This window comes from Hydrogenophaga sp. (assembly GCF_041913525.1).
Classification (GTDB): Bacteria; Pseudomonadota; Gammaproteobacteria; order Burkholderiales; family Burkholderiaceae_C; genus Hydrogenophaga.
The window spans coordinates 254,131-271,500 of the sequence record NZ_JAYSFD010000001.1 but is presented as its reverse complement, the minus strand read 5'-3'; the positions used below and the strand labels follow the sequence as shown (position 1 = coordinate 271,500).

General features: G+C 67.0%; 20 protein-coding genes. 15 read left to right on the top strand and 5 right to left on the bottom strand.

What is annotated here, in order from left to right:
- Positions 1-3: 3 nt before the first annotated feature.
- The 4 genes from ACE3RQ_RS01365 to ACE3RQ_RS01350 are packed head-to-tail and all read left to right on the top strand — an operon-like array spanning position 4 to position 3,292.
- A complete protein-coding gene (locus ACE3RQ_RS01365) occupies positions 4-291 on the top strand; it encodes a 2TM domain-containing protein (RefSeq protein ID WP_374519160.1) in 288 nt (95 codons plus the stop codon).
- Positions 292-330: 39 nt separating this feature from the next.
- Positions 331-1,422, top strand: a complete 1,092-nt coding sequence (locus ACE3RQ_RS01360; protein ID WP_374519158.1) for an alpha/beta hydrolase family protein — start codon at positions 331-333, stop codon at positions 1,420-1,422.
- On the top strand, positions 1,419-2,504 hold the full coding sequence (locus ACE3RQ_RS01355; protein ID WP_374519157.1) for a sensor histidine kinase: 1,086 nt from the start codon (positions 1,419-1,421) through the stop codon (positions 2,502-2,504). Before ACE3RQ_RS01360 ends, ACE3RQ_RS01355 begins: the two co-directional genes overlap by 4 nt.
- Complete coding sequence (locus tag ACE3RQ_RS01350) at positions 2,501-3,292, top strand: LytR/AlgR family response regulator transcription factor (protein ID WP_374519155.1); 792 nt, start codon at positions 2,501-2,503, stop codon at positions 3,290-3,292. The genes ACE3RQ_RS01355 and ACE3RQ_RS01350 overlap by 4 nt, the downstream gene beginning before the upstream one ends.
- 70 nt (positions 3,293-3,362) lie before the next feature.
- Here the strand turns inward: ACE3RQ_RS01350 and ACE3RQ_RS01345 are convergent, their stop codons facing one another.
- Positions 3,363-3,710, bottom strand: coding sequence for a hypothetical protein (locus ACE3RQ_RS01345; protein WP_374519153.1), 348 nt, complete (start codon positions 3,708-3,710; stop codon positions 3,363-3,365).
- Between the two features lie 224 nt (positions 3,711-3,934).
- Here ACE3RQ_RS01345 and ACE3RQ_RS01340 point away from each other — a divergent pair, with 224 nt between their 5' ends.
- Positions 3,935-5,596: a choice-of-anchor I family protein gene (locus ACE3RQ_RS01340; RefSeq protein ID WP_374519151.1), complete on the top strand. Its 1,662-nt coding sequence runs from the start codon at positions 3,935-3,937 to the stop codon at positions 5,594-5,596.
- Between the two features lie 33 nt (positions 5,597-5,629).
- Here the strand turns inward: ACE3RQ_RS01340 and ACE3RQ_RS01335 are convergent, their stop codons facing one another.
- Positions 5,630-6,727 (bottom strand): DUF2157 domain-containing protein, encoded by a 1,098-nt coding sequence (locus tag ACE3RQ_RS01335; protein ID WP_374519149.1) that lies wholly within the window; start codon positions 6,725-6,727, stop codon positions 5,630-5,632.
- Between the two features lie 73 nt (positions 6,728-6,800).
- Here ACE3RQ_RS01335 and ACE3RQ_RS01330 point away from each other — a divergent pair, with 73 nt between their 5' ends.
- From ACE3RQ_RS01330 to ACE3RQ_RS01310, 5 genes are all read left to right on the top strand, one after another.
- Positions 6,801-8,657, top strand: a complete 1,857-nt coding sequence (locus ACE3RQ_RS01330; protein WP_374519147.1) for a glutamine--tRNA ligase/YqeY domain fusion protein — start codon at positions 6,801-6,803, stop codon at positions 8,655-8,657.
- Between the two features lie 287 nt (positions 8,658-8,944).
- Complete coding sequence (locus ACE3RQ_RS01325) at positions 8,945-9,811, top strand: tetratricopeptide repeat protein (RefSeq protein WP_374519145.1); 867 nt, start codon at positions 8,945-8,947, stop codon at positions 9,809-9,811.
- Between the two features lie 268 nt (positions 9,812-10,079).
- Positions 10,080-11,039, top strand: a complete 960-nt coding sequence (locus ACE3RQ_RS01320; protein WP_374519143.1) for a restriction endonuclease — start codon at positions 10,080-10,082, stop codon at positions 11,037-11,039.
- A 115-nt stretch (positions 11,040-11,154) separates the two neighbouring features.
- Positions 11,155-11,778, top strand: a complete 624-nt coding sequence (locus ACE3RQ_RS01315) for a nucleotidyltransferase domain-containing protein (RefSeq protein WP_374519141.1) — start codon at positions 11,155-11,157, stop codon at positions 11,776-11,778.
- Complete coding sequence (locus tag ACE3RQ_RS01310; RefSeq protein ID WP_374519139.1) at positions 11,756-12,193, top strand: hypothetical protein; 438 nt, start codon at positions 11,756-11,758, stop codon at positions 12,191-12,193. Before ACE3RQ_RS01315 ends, ACE3RQ_RS01310 begins: the two co-directional genes overlap by 23 nt.
- A gap of 4 nt (positions 12,194-12,197) precedes the next feature.
- Here the strand turns inward: ACE3RQ_RS01310 and ACE3RQ_RS01305 are convergent, their stop codons facing one another.
- Positions 12,198-12,719 (bottom strand): DUF4124 domain-containing protein, encoded by a 522-nt coding sequence (locus ACE3RQ_RS01305; RefSeq protein ID WP_374519137.1) that lies wholly within the window; start codon positions 12,717-12,719, stop codon positions 12,198-12,200.
- Between the two features lie 220 nt (positions 12,720-12,939).
- Here ACE3RQ_RS01305 and ACE3RQ_RS01300 point away from each other — a divergent pair, with 220 nt between their 5' ends.
- The 3 genes from ACE3RQ_RS01300 (at position 12,940) to ACE3RQ_RS01290 (ending at position 14,440) form a co-directional block, all read left to right on the top strand.
- A complete protein-coding gene (locus tag ACE3RQ_RS01300; protein WP_374519135.1) occupies positions 12,940-13,491 on the top strand; it encodes a glycine zipper 2TM domain-containing protein in 552 nt (183 codons plus the stop codon).
- Positions 13,492-13,560: 69 nt separating this feature from the next.
- Positions 13,561-13,878, top strand: a complete 318-nt coding sequence (locus ACE3RQ_RS01295) for a DUF2322 family protein (RefSeq protein WP_374519133.1) — start codon at positions 13,561-13,563, stop codon at positions 13,876-13,878.
- A gap of 109 nt (positions 13,879-13,987) precedes the next feature.
- Positions 13,988-14,440, top strand: coding sequence for an SRPBCC family protein (locus ACE3RQ_RS01290; RefSeq protein WP_374519131.1), 453 nt, complete (start codon positions 13,988-13,990; stop codon positions 14,438-14,440).
- Positions 14,441-14,465: 25 nt separating this feature from the next.
- Here the strand turns inward: ACE3RQ_RS01290 and ACE3RQ_RS01285 are convergent, their stop codons facing one another.
- The gene (locus tag ACE3RQ_RS01285; protein ID WP_374519129.1) at positions 14,466-14,753 is read right to left on the bottom strand and encodes a hypothetical protein; all 288 of its coding nucleotides are present in this window, start codon (positions 14,751-14,753) and stop codon (positions 14,466-14,468) included.
- Positions 14,754-14,898: 145 nt separating this feature from the next.
- Positions 14,899-15,669 (bottom strand): tRNA-uridine aminocarboxypropyltransferase, encoded by a 771-nt coding sequence (locus tag ACE3RQ_RS01280; protein ID WP_374519127.1) that lies wholly within the window; start codon positions 15,667-15,669, stop codon positions 14,899-14,901.
- A gap of 64 nt (positions 15,670-15,733) precedes the next feature.
- Here ACE3RQ_RS01280 and ACE3RQ_RS01275 point away from each other — a divergent pair, with 64 nt between their 5' ends.
- Positions 15,734-16,360, top strand: a complete 627-nt coding sequence (locus tag ACE3RQ_RS01275) for a DUF938 domain-containing protein (RefSeq protein ID WP_374519125.1) — start codon at positions 15,734-15,736, stop codon at positions 16,358-16,360.
- A gap of 95 nt (positions 16,361-16,455) precedes the next feature.
- A complete protein-coding gene (locus ACE3RQ_RS01270) occupies positions 16,456-17,364 on the top strand; it encodes a restriction endonuclease (RefSeq protein ID WP_374519123.1) in 909 nt (302 codons plus the stop codon).
- Positions 17,365-17,370: the final 6 nt, after the last annotated feature.

Below are 17,370 nucleotides of genomic sequence, written 5' to 3'. Positions count from 1 at the left end.
GCCATGAACCACGACCTTCCCACCACCGCCTCCCTGCCACCCGAACTGGAGCGCCAGGCCCAACGCAACGTGGCCCTTCGCCTGGGCTGGCTGACCCACGCGGCGGTGTTCACCCTAGTGAACGCCGGTTTGTGGCTGGCCAGCCACCGCCACGGCTGGCTGGGCCTGCCCACTGGCGGCTGGGCCATCGGCCTGCTGGTGCATGGGCTGGTGGTCTGGCTGCGCCCCACCGGTGAGGCGCTGAAGCAGCGCCTGCTGCAGGCCGAGCGCCAGCGGCTGAAAAGACACTGACCCCCACCACCAACACCCCATCAGAAAGGACACCCCACCATGCTTTCCTCGACACACCCGCTGCGCCTGGCCTTGCTGGGCCTGCTGTGCACCCTTGCCTCGGCGGCCAGCGCCCAGGTGGGCATGCGCGACTTCCAGGCCCAAGGTATTCCCGTCACGATGGTCTACCCCACCTCGGAGACCGCCACGCCCCAAACCAAAGGCCCATTCACCATCGAAGTGGCCACCGATGCCACACCAACGCAAGGGCGCCATCGCCTGATCGTGATGTCGCACGGCACCGGCGGCAGCGCCATTGCCGACCACGCCCTGGCCGCCCGGCTGGCACGCGCGGGCTTTGTGGTGGCACAACCGCTTCACACGGGCGACAACTACCTCGACCAGCGATTGAGCGGCCCAGCGTCGTTCGAGAAGCGCCCTGGCGAGGTCACACAGGTCATCGATGCCTTGGCGCAAGACTCACTGTGGTCTGGCAGGCTGGCGCTTGACAAGGTGGGCGTGCACGGCATGTCGGCCGGTGGCGTCACCGGCATCGCCCTGGCCGGAGGCCAATGGCGCCTGCTCAACCTGGTGCGCCACTGCGATGCACACGCACAAGACGACGAATCGTTCTGCTTTCAGGGCGCCAAGGACGCCCAGGCCCGCGCAGACTTGCAGGCCCGCTACGCCAGGGGCCGCCAAGTGCCCGAGGCCTTCCTGCCTGCCGATCTAACGACGCTGCACGGCGGGCGCAGCCCCAGCACCGCTCAGGTGGTCGACCCCCGGCCCGACGCGCGCGTGGCGTCCGTGTCGCTGGCGGTCCCCTTGGCCGCCATCTTCAGCCCTGAGAGCCTGGCGCGCATCCGCATTCCGGTGGGTGTGGTCAGCGCCCAGCGCGACGAAGTGCTGGTGCCCAGCTTCCATTCCGACTACCTGCTGCGCCACTGCACCGCCTGCACCCGCCTGGCCGACCTGCCCGGCGCCGGCCATCGCGACGTCCTGTGGCCCAGTCCCGATTCGGCGGCCCAACGGGCGGCGGCCGAGCAGGAGCCCAGCCGCGTACCAGTGCCCGGCTTCGACGGCCGCTTGCGCGACGCCGCACATGACAGAATCGTCGCGTTCCACCGCCAACACCTGCTGCCCCCGCCATGACCCACAACCCCAGCCCCTGGTGGCTGCGCTGGCTGCCCGCCGACAGCCGCGCCAGCGTACAGCGTCGCGCGCTGGTGGTGTGGGGCGTGGCGGCCGTGATTGCGCTGGTGCAGCACGGCCTGAAACCGGCTGAGCACGAGCTGCTGCCCTCTTTCGTCTACAGCTACGCCATCAGCACCTCGATCTGGTTTTTGTCCGACCCGATGCGCATCGTGCTCAGGCGATGGCTGCAGGTGCAAGCGCCTTATTACTGGCGCTTTAGCCCGGCCACCATGGCTTACCTCGTGCTGGCCATCCTGCTGGGTTATGCCCTGGGCACCGCCGTGGGCGACGCCTACACCGCCCGCTCCACCTGGGCGTTGCTGATGCTCTCGCCCGAGCGCTTCTGGGGTTTTCTGGTCTGGTCGCTGGCGGTCAGCGGCGCCTTTCTTTTCTACTTCTACCACCGCGAAAAGGCCCACGCGCTGGAGCAACTGGCCACCGAAACCCGGCTCAAGCTGCTGGAGAGCCAGCTTGAGCCGCACATGCTGTTCAACACCCTGGCCAATCTGCGTGCGCTAATCGCCACCGACCCGCCCCGCGCCATCGACATGCTCGACCGGCTCAACGCCTACCTGCGCGCCACGCTGGCGGCCTCGCGCGCCGATGCGCAGGCGCACACCCTGGCGCGAGAGTTCGAGCGGCTGGACGACTACCTGGCCTTGATGGCGGTGCGCATGGGCCCGCGCCTGCGCTACCGGCTGAACTTGCCGCCCGAACTGGCCGCGCACCCGCTGCCGCCGCTGTTGCTGCAACCCCTGGTGGAAAACGCCATTCGCCACGGACTGGAGCCCGCGGTGGCGGGCGGCGAGATCGAGGTGGAGGCCGCCCAAGAAGGCGGCGCGCTGCGCCTCACCGTGCGCGACAGCGGCGTGGGCCATGACGGCCCGCCCCAAGCCGGCTTTGGCCTGACGCAAGTGCGCGAGCGCCTGCAAACCGCCTACGGCAACGCCGCCCAGTTGGACTGGCGCAGCGCCGCCGGCCACGGCAGCCAGGCCACGCTCACCCTGCCCTTGCAAACCCCAGCAACGCCACGGCCATGAACGCCACCGCCCTGATCGCCGAAGACGAACCGCTGCTGGCCGCCGCGCTACAGGCCGAGCTGGCCCGAGCCTGGCCAGGTCTGCGCGTGCTGGCCACGGCGGGCGATGGCGACACCGCCTTGTCGCAAGCCCTGGCCCTGCAACCGGACCTGCTGTTTCTGGACATCCGCATGCCCGGCCTGAGCGGGCTGGAAGTGGCCGAGGAACTGGCCGATGCCTGGCCTGGCGGCCAGCCCCTGCCGGTGCTGGTGTTCGCCACCGCCTACGACCAGTACGCCGTGAAGGCCTTCGAGGCCCAGGCGCTGGACTACCTGCTCAAGCCGGTGCAGGCCGAGCGCCTGGCGGTCACGGTTCAACGGGCGCAAGCCGCCCTGGCCCAGCGGCGCCAAGGCCTTGACGACCCCACCCTGCAGCGCCTGCGCGCCCTGCTGGCCGCCGCGCCCGAACCCGCGCCCGCGCACGAGCGCCTGCGCGTGATTCAAGCCAGCGTGGGCCAGACGCTGCGCCTGGTGCCGGTGGACGAAGTGCTGGTGCTGCAGGCCGCCGACAAGTACGTGCGCGTGCTCACGGCGCAAGACGAGTTGCTGGTGCGAACGCCGCTCAAAGAGCTGCTGGCCCGGCTCGACCCCGAGGCCTTCTGGCCCATTCACCGCGGCACGGTGCTGCGCGCCACCGCCATCGAGCGCGTGGAGCGCACCGAGGCCGGCCGCCTGGTGGCCCGGCTGCGCCAGCGCCCCGAGCCCTGGCCGGTGAGCCGGCTGCACGAGGCGCGCTTTCGCGCCATGTAAAGACGGCGCTCGGGCAGGCAAAAAAAATCCGCGCCATGCGCGGACCAACGGAGGCCTGGAGACACAGAGATCAATCGTCCCAATCGTGGTGACGATGGTGGCGCTTGTGCCACTTGCGGTGGCGCCGTTCTTCCCAGCGGTAGGCGGGCGGGCCGTAGTACACCGGCTGCGGCGCCACCACCACGGGGCGGGGGTAGACCACCACCGGGCGCGGGTCGTAGACGGGATAGCCGTACACCACCGGCGGCGCGTTCGACACGCCCACGGCCACGCCGGGCGAGTTCACGCCGATGGACCAGTACACGTTGTCGCGGGCCTGCGCCTGGCTGGCGGCGGTGGACAGGCCCCAGGCCGCGACCACCAGGGCCACACCCAGGCCGGCGCGCGCGGCATTGGGGAGAAGGCGAAGGGACATCATGAGCAGGCTCCTTGAAGAAATCGCCACTGAGGCGGTATGAGTCGCGATTAGACGGGACAAACGCGCGCCTTCTGCTGAACCGCGTGTCAAAGCCGTTTCAAGTCGTAAACAGGCGCGGCGCCATGGCGGGCGCCTGTCATGCGGATGTCCTCATGTTGTCAATTCAATTTCACACAACAAGACGATAACCCCGAGGTTTCGACACGTTTTCACTGCCCTTCTTCATGCAAGCCATTCATTCCACTCGCCTGGCCATCACCACCCTCGCGCTGGCAGCCCTCGCCGCCTGCGGCACGGCCCCTCTGCAGGGCAACACCGGCCCCACGCCCAAAACCCTGGAACTCGCCAAGATCGGCGGTTTCGCGCACCAGGGCGGCGAATCGTCGGCCGAGATCACGGCCTTTGACCCGCTGAGCAAGCGCCTGTTCGTGGTGAACGGCGCGCAGGCCTCGGTGGACGTGCTCGACCTGAGCAACCCCGCTTCGCCCAAGCTGGTGGCGTCGGTGCCGGCCAGCCGCTTTGGCAGCAACCTGGGCGGCATCAACAGCGTGGCGGTGCACAAGGGCATCGTGGCGCTGGCAGTGGAAGCCAAGAACAAAACCCAGCCCGGCCTGGTGGCCTGGCTGCGCGCCAGCGATCTGGCCCCGCTGGGCACCGACACCGTGGGCGCCCTGCCCGACATGCTGACCTTCACGCCCGACGGCCGCCACCTGCTGGTGGCCAACGAGGGCGAACCCAGCAGCTACGGCCAAGCCGACTCGGTGGACCCCGAAGGCTCGGTGAGCGTGATCGCCGTCAGCGGCCTGGGCCCCACCGCCAGCGCCATCCAGCGCCAGGTGTTCACCGCCGGCTTCGGCGCTTACAACGCCCAAGCCGCTGAGCTGCGCCAAGCCGGTGTGCGCCTGTTTGGCCCCGGCGCCAACGTGGCGCAAGACCTGGAGCCCGAATACATCGCCGTCTCGGCCGACAGCAAAACCGCCTGGGTGACCCTGCAAGAGAACAACGCCGTGGCGGTGGTGGACATTGCCGCCCGCCGCGTGAGCGCCATTCGCCCGCTGGGCTTCAAAGACCACAGCCGCTCTGGCATGGGCATGGACGTAAGCGACGAAGACGGCGTGCTGAACTCCAACGACGGCAAGCCGGTGATCAAGATCGCGCCGGTGCCGGTGAAGGGCCTGTACATGCCCGACGCCATCGCCAGCTACACCGTGGGCGGCCAGACCTACCTGGTGACCACCAACGAAGGCGATGCGCGCGACTACAAAGGCTTCAACGAAGAGACCCGCGTTCGCGAATATTGCAAGGCTGGCCTGGCGGCCAGCGCCTTTGCCGACCCGGCCAACCAGATTCTGGACAGCAACCTGGGCCGCCTGCGCGTGACGCTGGCCCCCAACGGCGGCGTGAGCGGCAAGAACGCGGCTGGCGAGTGCACCGAGCTGTACAGCTTCGGCGCGCGCTCCATCAGCATCTGGTCCAGCGACGTGGCCCTGGTGGCCGACACCGGCGACACCATCGAGCAAAAAACCATCGTGCTGCCCAACGCTGAGTTCAACGCCAGCCACGGCGACAACAAGCTCGACAGCCGCAGCACCAGCAAAGGCCCCGAACCCGAGGGCGTGGTGGTGGGCACCTTTGGCGAGCGTTCGTTCGCCTTCGTGGGCCTGGAGCGCGTGGGCGGCGTGATGGTGTTTGACGTGAGCAACCCCAATGCCCCGCGCTACGTGAACTACCTCAACACCCGCGACGGCGCCAAGGGCGGCGACCGCGGCCCCGAGGGCCTGACCCTGATCGCCGCCAGCGACTCGCCCAACGGCAAGCCCCTGCTGGTGGTGGGCAACGAGGCCAGCGGCACCACCGCGATCTTCCAGATCAACCTGGGCTATTGAGCCCCTTGAGGCGCCCAGGCCACCGGGCGCCCCTCAGCCTTGCGCCAGCGGCCGCAGCGCCGCTGGCAGCCAGCCCGCCAGCCGGGCGTGAATGGCCACCTCGTGCCGCTGCCACCAGATGCCCAGCCCCACCACCCCCAGGCCCAGCAGCGTGAGGGCAAAGGGGAACAGCAGGCTGTCGGCGAACACGCGGTGGCTGAGGTAACCCAGGTACCCCGCCACGCCCAGCGCGCCCAACACGGTGAACACCCGCCGCCCGATGGCCGCCCCCAGAAAGACCAGCGCCACGTTGATCAGGCCATAGCCCAGCTTGGCCAGTTCGCTGTCGCTCTCGCGCAGCGACAGGCCGCCCCAGGCCATGACGGCCCCGAACAGGTACAGCCAGAACGCGAAGTCTTGCCGGTGCTCGGGCTCGGTGGCCAGGCGGCAGCGCAAATCCACCCACACGGCCAGGCCGCAGGTGGCCAGGCCAAACACCAGCGACACGTCGCGCGTGAACACCCAGTCGAAGCCGTCTTTCTGCGTCAGCAGGTGGGCCACGTCCATGTTCAGGTACCACAGCGTCACCGCCACCGGCATCACCAGAAACGGCAGGCGGTAGCGCCACAGGGCCACCACGGCGGCGGCCAGGGTGGCGAATTCCAGCGTGAGCCAGCGCCAGTCTATGAAGCGGTGGTAGTCGCGGTACTCGGCCGGGCCGCCCACCGGCCACAGGCCCAGGCCGGTCTGCAGCGCCCACACTGCCAGCGGCGTGAGGCACACCGCCAGCGTGGCCAGCAGGCCGGCCGGCGTGCGCAGGCCTTGGCGCAGCAGGTGCTGCGTCACCGCCAGCGCCGCCACGGCATAGCCCACGGCCAGGGCCAGCACGCCCCAGGGGCCGAACAAGTCCCACCCCAGGGTCATGAACAGCGTCATGGCACCAATGGCCAGCAGGCCGCCCAGGTAATACAGCGTGTGCGTGAAATCAAATCGCGGGGCGGCAATGGCGGGCGGGTGCGGCGCCGCCTGCGCGGCCGACCAGCGCGCCCACAGGCGCTCGGCCTGCTGCGGCGTGATCTCACCGGCCTGCGCGGCGGCCATCACATCGGCGCGCGAGAGCCACACGCGCGACTCGGGCGGGTTGGGTGTCATGGTTTTCCTCCTGGCCCACGACGATAGCTCACCACGCCCGCAAGCCAGCAGGGCCGCGCCCTAGAATGCCCGGATGAGCTCGAACACCCCCCCGAATACCGCCCAAAACAACAACGCCGGCACCGACACCACCGGCGAGGCCAAGGTCAGCAACTTCCTGCGCCAGATCATCGAACACGACCTGGCCAACGGCACCTACGCCAGCCGCCGCTGGGGCGGTGGCCCCGGCGACGCCGCCCACCACGAGGCCGGCCAGCCCGACCCGGCCAAGATCCGCACCCGCTTCCCCCCCGAGCCCAACGGCTACCTGCACGTGGGCCACGCCAAGAGCATCTGCCTGAACTTTGGCCTGGCGCGCGACTACGGCGGCGTGTGCCACATGCGCTTTGACGACACCAACCCCGAGAAGGAAGAGAAGGAATACGTCGATTCCATCCTCGACGCCGTGCAGTGGCTCGGCTTCGGCTGGAACAGCGCCTTCAACGGCCAGACCGAGAGCCACCTGTACTACGCCAGCGACTACTTCGACTTCATGTACCGCGCGGCCGAGGCCCTGATCGAGCGCGGCCACGCCTACGTGGACGAGCAGACCCCCGAAGAAATGCGCGCCAACCGGGGCGACTTCGGCAAGCCCGGCGTGGACAGCCCCTTCCGCACCCGCACCCCGGCCGAGAACCTGGCCCGCTTCCGCGAAATGCGCGATGGCCAACTGGCCGACGGCGCCGCCGTGCTGCGCGCCAAGATCGACATGGCCTCGCCCAACATCAACCTGCGCGACCCGGCCATCTACCGCATCCGCCGCGCCACCCACCACAACACGGGCGATGCCTGGTGCATCTACCCCATGTACACCTTCGCGCACCCCATCGAAGACGCGCTGGAGCAAATCACCCACAGCATCTGCACACTCGAATTCGAAGACCAGCGCCCCTTCTACGACTGGCTGCTGGAGCGCCTGACCGAAGCCGGCCTGCTGAAAGCCCCGCCGCCGCGCCAGTACGAATTCGCCCGCCTGAACCTCACGTACGTGATCACCAGCAAGCGCAAGCTGGCCCAACTGGTGAACGAAGGCAAGGTGAGCGGCTGGGACGACCCCCGCATGCCCACCATCGTCGGCCTGCGCCGCCGTGGCTACACGCCCGAGAGCATCCAGCTCTTCGCCGAGCGCATCGGCGTGACCAAGAGCGACAGCTGGATCGACTACAGCACCCTGGAAGGCTGCCTGCGCGAAGACCTGGAAAACAAAGCCCACCGCGGCATGGCCGTGCTTGACCCGGTGAAGCTGGTGCTGACCAACTGGGCCGAGGCCTTCGGCAGCGACAGCTACACGGAAGACTGCACCCAACCCGCCCTGCCCCACTCGGCCATCGCCGAAGGCCAGACACCCCCGGCAGACCGCGTGTTCAAGATCGGCAAAGAGGTGTGGATCGAGCGCGAAGACTTTGAAGAAGTGCCGCCCAAGGGCTACAAGCGCCTGTTCCCTGGGAACATCGTTCGCCTCAAAGGCGGCTACGTGATCGAGTGCACCGGCTGCGCCAAAGACGCCAACGGCCAAGTGACCGAAGTGCACGCCAAGGTGATTCCCGGCACCAAGAGCGGCACCCCCGGCGCCGACAGCGTGAAAGCCAAAGCCGCCATCACCTGGGTGGGCGTGGCCGACGGCGTGAGCGCCGAAGTGCGCCTCTACGACCGCCTCTTCACCGACGCCCACCCCGACGCCGGCGGCAAAAACTTCCTCGACGCGCTCAACCCCAACAGCCTGAAGGTGGTGACGGCCTATGTGGAGCCATCACTGGCCGCGGCCAAGCCGGACCAGAAGTTTCAGTTCGAGCGGCACGGGTACTTCGTGGCGGACCGCGTTGACCATGCGGTGGGCGGGAAGGTGGTGTTTAACCGGGTGACGGGGTTGAAGGATAGTTGGGGGAAGTAAGGCCCTATCTCCCCAATAAAAACCCCAGCGATGGTTCTGCCTCGCTGGGGTTTTTTATGGGCTGTTTAGGACCCTATACGGGCATCTGAAAGGCTGATTTCAAAACCGAATATCGACCATTCAATTTTGGCTGACGTTGATAGCAGGACGGACGGTTAGAGTACGGCAGAATCGTACGTTTTGCACGCCCGTGCACTTGACATCGAGCCCGGCCTTCGCCATGAACAGGAGAACAGGGTCACACAGGGTCTACCAGAGTTCCAATACCCTTTAAACAAAGATAAAACATGAATAATCCGCGCAAAGAAACAATTGAAGAACAGAAGCTCTCGCTCGAAAGCAAGAAGTTAGTCATTGAAACAATGAAGCTCGAGCTCACCAAGAACGGCTTTTACATTGATATTTTTTCCAAAATTGCCCTACCATTAGCACTTACCGGTTTAGCATGGGCTACATACTTGGCCAACACGAGGGCAGTCGAAGATCGGATGAATTTTGACATCAACGTCAAACAGACCGAGCTAAGACAAAAGGAAGATGAGTTATTCCTAAGAAAGTCTGACGCTGAACACAATAAAGAATCATTGAAGGCCGCATTCATACAGAACAATTTTTCATTGATTACAACAGCTACACCAGAGGCCCGCCTTAAGACTGAAGCACTTGCAAAAGCAACGTTTTCTGCTGGGGATCTGACAGACATTTTGATGAAGTTGGAACAGGTAAGAGAAAGTGCATCACGGGCGATTTCTGGTTCGCCAGCAACGTCGCCATTGCTACAGGCTGATTACAAAGCTACTGGACTACAGTCCGTGAGAGCAAACAACTACACGCAAGCTTTACAGTACTTTGAAACGGCCACAACTCTACTGCCGTCTGATGCGGAGGCCTGGAACTTCAAGGCATATGCACAAATGCGAACAGGCAACCTTGAAGCAGCTCTAAAAAGCATTGAAACTTCGATTTGGCTACGCCCAACAGACAAGAAATTGCAGAATTTCGTCATGCTAAACGCCACAAAAATACTCTGCTCGTTAAATCGAATAACTGATGCCCAAGACTATTTGCGCAAAAGCATTGCCGCATTTCCCGAACTATCCATCATTGCTCAACAAGATTTGGAACTTAGAAAATTATGCAATTTCTCATTTTGAGTCAATTGACCGCGAATAAAATAAACAAGAGATCCCGGCACCCCCTAAGCCATCCGCCTTTCGGGTCTATACAGGGCACTTAAAGCTCAGCGGAATAACCAAATACCTCCGATGAAAAGCATCCGCAGCTTTAATAGACCGACTGAAACTCTTTCCCCACCGATCAAGCCCAGAATCAGACAACACATCACGCCTTAGCCCACGCCCACACCACACCAACCTGCGGCATCATCTCCCCCACCAAAACAAGCCACACAGGGAGTTCGCCATGGGCAGATACCGCCGAGGCGCTGGTTCGCGATCGGGCCGCGCCAAACGACCGTTGTTGGACATGGGCCTGCGAGGGCTGGTGATTGGGCTGGGGCTGTTTGGGTTTTCTTGGGTGCTGGGCGGCATGGGCCCGATGGGGGCCGCGGCCAAGGGGCTGCACGCGCCGGCCTGGTGGGCCGTGATCATTGGCGGGGTGCTGATCGTGATCGATGGGGTGTTGGTCCGCGTAAAGGCGGCTGATGCGCCACCAGCACCGCCAGCGCCGGACGCGCGCAGCCGATCCACACCGCGCAAGACCGCCGAGGCGGTGCCCAGCAAGCCATGGGGTCGCGCCGATGCCCAGGCACTGCCAGCCTCGAAGCCGACGCTCGCGGTGGTGGACGCCGAAACGGTGCCGTTCAACGAGGCCCGCTGGGGGCCGAATGTGTTTGCCGCCATCGAGTGGCGGCGGTTTGAGGCGGTGGTGGAAACGCTGTTCAAGCAGGCCGGGTTTTCCACGCGTTCGCAATCGCACGGCGCGGACGGCGGCGTGGACATCTGGCTCTACTCCAACAACGCGGAAGGCCCGGTGTCGGTGGTGCAGTGCAAGCACTGGCAGGGCAAGCCAGTCACGGTGAAGGAAATGCGCGAGTTCCTGGGTGTGATGGTGTCCAAAGGCGTGAAGCGCGGCACCTATGCCACCACCTCGCGCTACACGGCAGATGCGCTGGAGTTCGCCAAGGCGCACGGCATCAACGCGCAAGACGGCAGCGGCCTGCTCAAGCTGATCGCGCAACGCAGCCCCGAGCAACAAGCGCAGCTTCTGGAAGTGGCCTACGAAGGTGAATATTGGAGGCCCACTTGTGCGAGTTGCGGCGTGAAGGTGACGGAGCGCCTATCCAGCAAAGACGGTTCCCGATTTTGGGGTTGTGTGAACTACCCCCGCTGCCGGCGCACGCTGGCAATCAAGGCCGGCTAGGGACAGCCCCGCACGGGGCGACACAGGCAATGGCTCGGATAGCGACCTTGCCATCACCAGAAGAACACACGAAGCCATCAATCCCATTCTGGGTATGATCAACCCCATTATGGGTATGAAAACTCCAGCCCCTACGCCATCCCTGGCAGACGCGCTTTTCCCCAAGGTGCGCCAGCGCGTGCTGGCGGTGCTGTTTGGCACGCCGGACCGCAGCTTCTACACCAACGAGGTGATTGGCCTGGCGCAGTCGGGGGCGGGGGCGGTGCAGCGCGAGCTGTTGAGCCTGGCCGAGGTGGGCTTGCTCACCGTTCGCATGCAGGGCAACCAAAAGCACTTTCAGGCCAACGCGGCGTCGCCGGTGTTTGCCGAGTTGCGGGGCCTGGTGCTCAAGACGATGGGCTTGGTGGACGTGCTGCGCGGCGCGCTGGCGCCACTGGCGCCGCAGATTGAGCGGGCTTTTGTGTTTGGCTCCATCGCCAAGCAGCAAGACACGGCCTTGAGCGACGTGGACTTGCTGGTGGTGAGCGACACCTTGAGCTATGGCGATGTGTTTGCCGCGCTGGAAGGCCCGGGCCAGACGCTGGGGCGCGCCATCAACCCGGTGCTGTACACCGCGGCCGATTTTCGCGCTCGGTTGCAGGGTGACAATGCGTTCATCAACCGTGTGATGCAACAGCCAAAGATATGGCTGATCGGCCAGGAGGAATCACCGCAGCATGAGCCCACCCACCCCACTTGAAAACCTGAGCCGCCCTGGTGGAGCGCTCAAGCCGGAGCCCCCCGACAAGGCCGAGATCGCCGGTCTGGTGCGAACGGGCTACGCGCGGCTAAAAGATGCCGCCAACACGTCCCTGGCGCTGGAGAGCCGCTTTGACTTGGCCTACAACGCCGCCCACGCCCTGTGCCTGGCCGCTCTGCGTGCAAAGGGCTACCGCGCGGGCAATCGCTACATCGTTTTTCAGGCGCTGCCGCACACGCTGGGCCTGGGGCCAGACGTGTGGCGCGTGCTGGACATGTGCCACAACAAACGCAACCTGGGCGAATACGAGGGCCTGCTGGAAGTGGACGAACGCCTGGTCAGGGACTTGATCGCAGCGGCGCAGCGAGTGGCATCGGCCTTGGCTGCCGGCACATCACCAGACGGCGCGGCCTAGCCCCTCAACACCGCAACTCGCGATAGCGGTGGCGGCTGAGGAACAGCTTGGCTTCTGCCTGCTGGGCCGCGCCGGGCGGAGCCTGGCGAACGGCAGCCTCTTCAGCGAGTAGGCGCTCGTCCAGCGCACGGCACTCGCGCCGGTCTGCGGGTGAGAGCTTGTGCCGACGGCGTTGCGCTTCCATCTCTGCATGGGACTTGCCGGTCAAGGGCTTCACCGCGTCGTCGAACAGGCGGTTGTATTCGTTCTGGCGAACGTCCTTGCCTTTGCGGCTCTGCCCGGTGAACTTGTCCAGGCCCTGGGTGGGCGTGGTGTCCACCACCTTGGCGCCCACACAAGGCTCGTGCGAGTACGTCACCTTGCCCTTGGTCTCGCACCGGTACACCGGTTGGGCCACGGCCTGCGCGCAGAGCACACCACCCAAGACAAACCCCATCAGCAAGGCACTGAACACAAGGGGGATGAAGCGAGGTTCGCGGCTGGACGTGGCTCTGCAAGCCCCCAGCGCAGGCATGAGTGTGGCCATTGGCGTGTAAGTATTCGTTTCCCTGAGCGACACATGATGCACGCTTTTGGCCGCTGAAGGCGAATAGTGGCGACCGATCGTGTTGTGTCCAACACCGTTGGGGGATGGAAGTCGCGCAAAAGCCTGTGCCCAGATGTATCCGCCGCCCCTGCCCCGACACGTTCGGTAACAGCGCCCTGCCCGGCCACGGCTAGATTGCGCGCCTGAAAGGATGACGAACATGGACGCATCAATGATCAAAGGCATGGCGGTGGGTGGTTTGGCCATGGTGGTGCTGGGCGCTGGCGCCGTGGGCGGCTATCAGCAACTCACCAAACCCAAAACCGCCGAGGTGGTGGCGGTGAAAGAGGTGATGGAAACAGTGGTCACGCCGCGCGAGCGCTGCCAGGACGTGGCGGTGCGCCGCCAGGCGCCGGTGGCCGACCAGCACCGCATCGCGGGCACGGTGATCGGCGGCCTGGCCGGTGGCCTGCTGGGCAGCACCGTGGGCAATGGCAGCGGCAAGACACTGGCCACGGTGGCGGGCGCTGCCGCGGGTGGTTACGCCGGCAACCAGGTGCAGAAGAACATGCAGCAAAACGACGCCGTCACCTCGGTGGAGCGGCGCTGCCAGATGGTGAATGAGAAGACCCGCCAGCTCAGCGGCTACGACGTGACCTACCGCTACGCCGGCCAGACCGGCACGGTGCGCACCAGCTTCAAGCCGGGCCCCACCCTGCCGGTGAAAGACGGCCGGGTGGACACCACGCCGCCCCAGGCCGAGCAGTCCTGAGGGCGGGGGCGTTCAGCAGAGCGAGCCGCTGCGATGTGGTGGGGGCGAATGCCGCGACAATCGCGCCCCATGAACTTCGCTGAACGCCTCAAAACCTTCCCCTCCGTGTCCCACCTGGCTGCTGTGCAACTGCTCGACGAGCAGGGCCAGGTGGTGGCCACCATTGAAAACAAGCCCGGCCAGGCTGGCTCGATGGCGCTGTACCACGCGCTGGCCCAGCAGCATGGCGGCACCATCACCCCGGCGGCGGCGGCCCTGGGCGTGGACTGGTACGGCGAGCACAAGGCCGACGCGCTGGCCAACCCGGGCAAGCACGCCAACCTCGACCGTCTGCTGGCCTGGTCGCAAGGCAGCGCGGTCTACACGCTCAAGGCCATCGCGGCCTGATCGGCGCCACGGTGCCACGCGCCGCCGGTCGGCGCGGGGTGGCCAGGGCGGGCGCCGATGCGCCATCGTTGCCGCCTGGCACTCGCCCGATCTGTTCACAGGAGGCCCCATGAGCACCCCCACTGGCACCGTCACCCTTCATCGCGTGTTCCGGGCGCCGCCCGAGCGCGTGTACCAGGCCTTTCTTGACCCGGACGCCATGGCCAAGTGGCTGCCGCCGCATGGCTTTACCGGGCGGGTGTTGTCGCAAGACCTGCGCCCCGGCGGCCAATACCGCATGCAGTTCACGCAGTTGAGCAATGGGCAGGTGCACGCCTTTGGCGGTGAGTACCTGGAGCTGGTGCCGGGCCAGCGCATCGTGAACACCGACCGCTTCGACGACCCGAGCCTGCCCGGCGAGATGCGCACCACGGTGACGCTGAAGGCGGTGTCGGTGGGCACCGAGATGCAGGTGGTGCAAGAGGGCATTCCCGCCGCCATTCCGGTGGAGGGGTGTTACCTGGGCTGGCAAGACTCGCTGCAGTTGCTGGGCCTGCTGGTAGAGGCCGCCGTGCCCGGCTGAGCCCGGGCCCGGCACCTCCAGCGCTTCAATCGAGCCAGTTCACCACCGGGCCCAGGCGGCGCTCGGCCAGGAACATGGCCTCGCGCAATGAGAGCGCGGCGCCACCGTCGCACCAGGCCTGGCCGGGCATGGGGCCGTGGTAGCGCACATAAAAGCAGGGCATTTCGCGGTCGGCGGCCAGCTCGGGCGGGTCGTCGGCGTCGCCGCTGCCAAACAGCGTGTGGTGGTGAACGATGCGCACGTGGCACGTGGTCACGCCCGCATAGAACCAAAGCCCTTCTTTGACGGGCGGTAGCTGGTCAACCTCGTTCATGTCTCCTGCCCCCCGAGAGTGAGAACACTTGGGTGACCGGTGGGCAGGCCGCCTGGGGCTTGCGCCGCCGGTGGGCCATGATAGGCCGCACACCCGCCGCGTGCCAAGGGGGCCGGGCGCGCGAAGGGCGCGCGCCCCACAAGGCTCAGGCGGGTTCGGCCTGCAGGTCTTGCCAGCGGCGCAGGGCCTCGTCGTCTGGCGGCGTGGTCTGGCTGAGTTTGGCGCTGAGGTAGCGCGAGGTGAACACGTCAAGGTAAGCGCCCAGCACATCGGCCGCGCGCGCCTCGCCTGCCAGTTCCAGGCACAGCGCGGCCACCTCGGCGGTGCAGAAGTGGTCGCCCCGGCGCGAGCGGCGCAAGCGGTAGTTGGACAGGTGCCCTGGCTGCAGGCTGAGCACGGGCAGGCCGTCCAGGTAGGGGCTTTTGCGGAACATCTTGCGGGCCTCGCTCCAGGTGCCGTCCAGCAGCACGAAGAGGGGGCGGCGGGTGTTCGCCGGTGAGGCCACGCTGGGCGCCACCTCGGCCACGGTGGACACCACGCGGGCCGGCTCGGCGTATTCGCCGGGGAACACCAGGTAGGGCTGCCAGCGCGGGTCGGCCAGCAGGGCCAGCATGGCGGGGTCGGGCGCGGTGCGAGACCAGGCGAAGGCCCAGGTGTCGGGCACCACGTCGGCAATGATCCAGCCGGTGTTGCTGGGCTTGAGGGCTTCGATGTCGCCCATCAGCAGGCACACGCCGGCTGGCGTGGGCGTGGCGGGCTGCAGGTGGCACATGCAGTGGCTGGGCGCCAGGCGGCAGCCGGGGCAGCGCTCGGTGCGCGAGCCGCGGGCCACGAAGGGCTTGCTGGCGGCGGCCAGGCGCGCGGCGCGCAGGCGGGCCACGGCGTGGCCCGGTGCGCAGGGGTCGATTGGGTTCATGCCCCGCACTGTATGCCTTTGCGCAGGCACACTCGGGCCCTCACCGCCATCGCCCGCCACCACCATGACCGACGCCCCGCCCTTCAGCCCTGCCGCCGAGCGCAACCGCGAGCCCATCCTGGCCACACTGCGGCAGGTGCTGCCGGCGCACGGCCAGGCGCTGGAGGTGGCGTGCGGCACCGGCCAGCACGCGGCCTGGTTCGCCCAGCACCTGCCGGGCTGGCACTGGTGGCCCACCGACGCAGGGGCCGACCTGTTCCCGGCGGTGCTGGCACGCACCCATGGCGCAGGCCTGCGCAACGTGGCCGCGCCCAGCGTGCTGAACCTGCTGGCCCCCGAGGCCTGGCCGCTGGGCGAGCAGTGCTTTGATCTGGTGTACGCCGCCAACCTGCTGCACATCGCGCCGTGGGCCTGCGCAGAGGCGCTGATGCGCCTGGCCGCGCAGCACCTGGCCCCGGGCGGCCGCCTGGTCACCTACGGGCCTTACCTGGAAGACGAGGTGCCCACGGCCGAGGGCAACCGCCAGTTCGACGCCAGCCTGCGCCAGCAGAACCCGGCCTGGGGCATTCGCCGCCGCGAAGACCTGCAGGCCGAGGCCGCGCGCGCCGGGCTTGCCCTGGCCCAGCGCCACGCCCTGCCGGCCAACAACCTGCTGCTGGTGTGGGTGCGCGCCGAAGGGGCTGGCGCCTGATCGGGCCGGGCACCTGCACCATCTGACAGGCGTGCCGGGGCCGACACCTGAGGGCATTGGCACCATGGCCGCCACCACCCCTGCAGGAGCAAGCCATGGCCAAGCGCAGACGCGGTGCCCGCCGGCACCCCACCCCTCCCCTATCGCCCAAGGCCAACGGCCTGGCCTTGCTGGGCCTGGGCGTGCTGGCGCTGCTCTTGAGTGGGGCCGCCAGCCAGCACGCGGTGCTGGCGCCGCTGCTCACCGTGATCCGCGCCCTGGCCGTGGGGCTGATGGGGTTGGGTCTGCTGGTGTTGTGGCTGGCGCACCACCGCGAGCGCCGCCAGCAAGCGGTGGCGTTCCTGCCCACCATCGCGCCGCTGCAGGTGTTGGCGCCGCTGGGCTCGGCCGAGGCATCGGCGCCCGTGAAGGCATCGCCCCCCCAGCCCAAGCCCAGGTTGGTGGCCACGGCCTGGAGCGGCGGGGTGTTTGCGGCCATCGAGTGGCGCCGCTTTGAAGCCGTGTGCGAGGCGCTTTTCGCCCAGGCCGGGTTTCAGACCGACAGCCAGTCGCACGGGCCAGACGGCGGGGTGGACATCTGGCTGCACTCGCGCCACGCCGACCGCGCGGTGTCGGTGGTGCAGTGCAAGCACTGGCGCAGCCGCCCGGTGGGCGTGAAAGAGGTGCGCGAGTTCTTTGGCGTGATGGCCTCGCACGGGCTCAAGCGCGGCACCTACGCCACCAGTTCCACCTTCACGCCCGACGCCCTGGCCTTTGCCCAGGCCAACGGCATTCACACGCTGGATGGCGAGGGCCTGCTGGCGCTGATCGCCCGGCGCACACCCGAGCAGCAGCAGGCCCTGCTGGCGGTGGCGCACGAGGGCGAGTACTGGCGCCCCACTTGCGCAAGCTGTGGCTTGAAGATGGTGGAGCGCGCGCCGCGCGAGGGCGGCGCGGCCTTCTGGGGCTGCCCGGCCTACCCGCGATGCCGCCGCACGATGGCCATGGCCATGGCGGCAGGCTGACGCGGG

What these genes read in the sequence shown, in the direction of transcription:
- ACE3RQ_RS01365 (WP_374519160.1), top strand. Translation starts at nt 4, where the DNA reads ATGAACCACGACCTTCCCACCACCGCCTCCCTGCCACCCGAACTGGAG.
- ACE3RQ_RS01360 (WP_374519158.1), top strand. Translation starts at nt 331, where the DNA reads ATGCTTTCCTCGACACACCCGCTGCGCCTGGCCTTGCTGGGCCTGCTG.
- ACE3RQ_RS01355 (WP_374519157.1), top strand. Translation starts at nt 1,419, where the DNA reads ATGACCCACAACCCCAGCCCCTGGTGGCTGCGCTGGCTGCCCGCCGAC.
- ACE3RQ_RS01350 (WP_374519155.1), top strand. Translation starts at nt 2,501, where the DNA reads ATGAACGCCACCGCCCTGATCGCCGAAGACGAACCGCTGCTGGCCGCC.
- ACE3RQ_RS01345 (WP_374519153.1), bottom strand. Translation starts at nt 3,710, where the DNA reads ATGATGTCCCTTCGCCTTCTCCCCAATGCCGCGCGCGCCGGCCTGGGT.
- ACE3RQ_RS01340 (WP_374519151.1), top strand. Translation starts at nt 3,935, where the DNA reads ATGCAAGCCATTCATTCCACTCGCCTGGCCATCACCACCCTCGCGCTG.
- ACE3RQ_RS01335 (WP_374519149.1), bottom strand. Translation starts at nt 6,727, where the DNA reads ATGACACCCAACCCGCCCGAGTCGCGCGTGTGGCTCTCGCGCGCCGAT.
- ACE3RQ_RS01330 (WP_374519147.1), top strand. Translation starts at nt 6,801, where the DNA reads ATGAGCTCGAACACCCCCCCGAATACCGCCCAAAACAACAACGCCGGC.
- ACE3RQ_RS01325 (WP_374519145.1), top strand. Translation starts at nt 8,945, where the DNA reads ATGAATAATCCGCGCAAAGAAACAATTGAAGAACAGAAGCTCTCGCTC.
- ACE3RQ_RS01320 (WP_374519143.1), top strand. Translation starts at nt 10,080, where the DNA reads ATGGGCAGATACCGCCGAGGCGCTGGTTCGCGATCGGGCCGCGCCAAA.
- ACE3RQ_RS01315 (WP_374519141.1), top strand. Translation starts at nt 11,155, where the DNA reads ATGAAAACTCCAGCCCCTACGCCATCCCTGGCAGACGCGCTTTTCCCC.
- ACE3RQ_RS01310 (WP_374519139.1), top strand. Translation starts at nt 11,756, where the DNA reads ATGAGCCCACCCACCCCACTTGAAAACCTGAGCCGCCCTGGTGGAGCG.
- ACE3RQ_RS01305 (WP_374519137.1), bottom strand. Translation starts at nt 12,719, where the DNA reads ATGGCCACACTCATGCCTGCGCTGGGGGCTTGCAGAGCCACGTCCAGC.
- ACE3RQ_RS01300 (WP_374519135.1), top strand. Translation starts at nt 12,940, where the DNA reads ATGGACGCATCAATGATCAAAGGCATGGCGGTGGGTGGTTTGGCCATG.
- ACE3RQ_RS01295 (WP_374519133.1), top strand. Translation starts at nt 13,561, where the DNA reads ATGAACTTCGCTGAACGCCTCAAAACCTTCCCCTCCGTGTCCCACCTG.
- ACE3RQ_RS01290 (WP_374519131.1), top strand. Translation starts at nt 13,988, where the DNA reads ATGAGCACCCCCACTGGCACCGTCACCCTTCATCGCGTGTTCCGGGCG.
- ACE3RQ_RS01285 (WP_374519129.1), bottom strand. Translation starts at nt 14,753, where the DNA reads ATGAACGAGGTTGACCAGCTACCGCCCGTCAAAGAAGGGCTTTGGTTC.
- ACE3RQ_RS01280 (WP_374519127.1), bottom strand. Translation starts at nt 15,669, where the DNA reads ATGAACCCAATCGACCCCTGCGCACCGGGCCACGCCGTGGCCCGCCTG.
- ACE3RQ_RS01275 (WP_374519125.1), top strand. Translation starts at nt 15,734, where the DNA reads ATGACCGACGCCCCGCCCTTCAGCCCTGCCGCCGAGCGCAACCGCGAG.
- ACE3RQ_RS01270 (WP_374519123.1), top strand. Translation starts at nt 16,456, where the DNA reads ATGGCCAAGCGCAGACGCGGTGCCCGCCGGCACCCCACCCCTCCCCTA.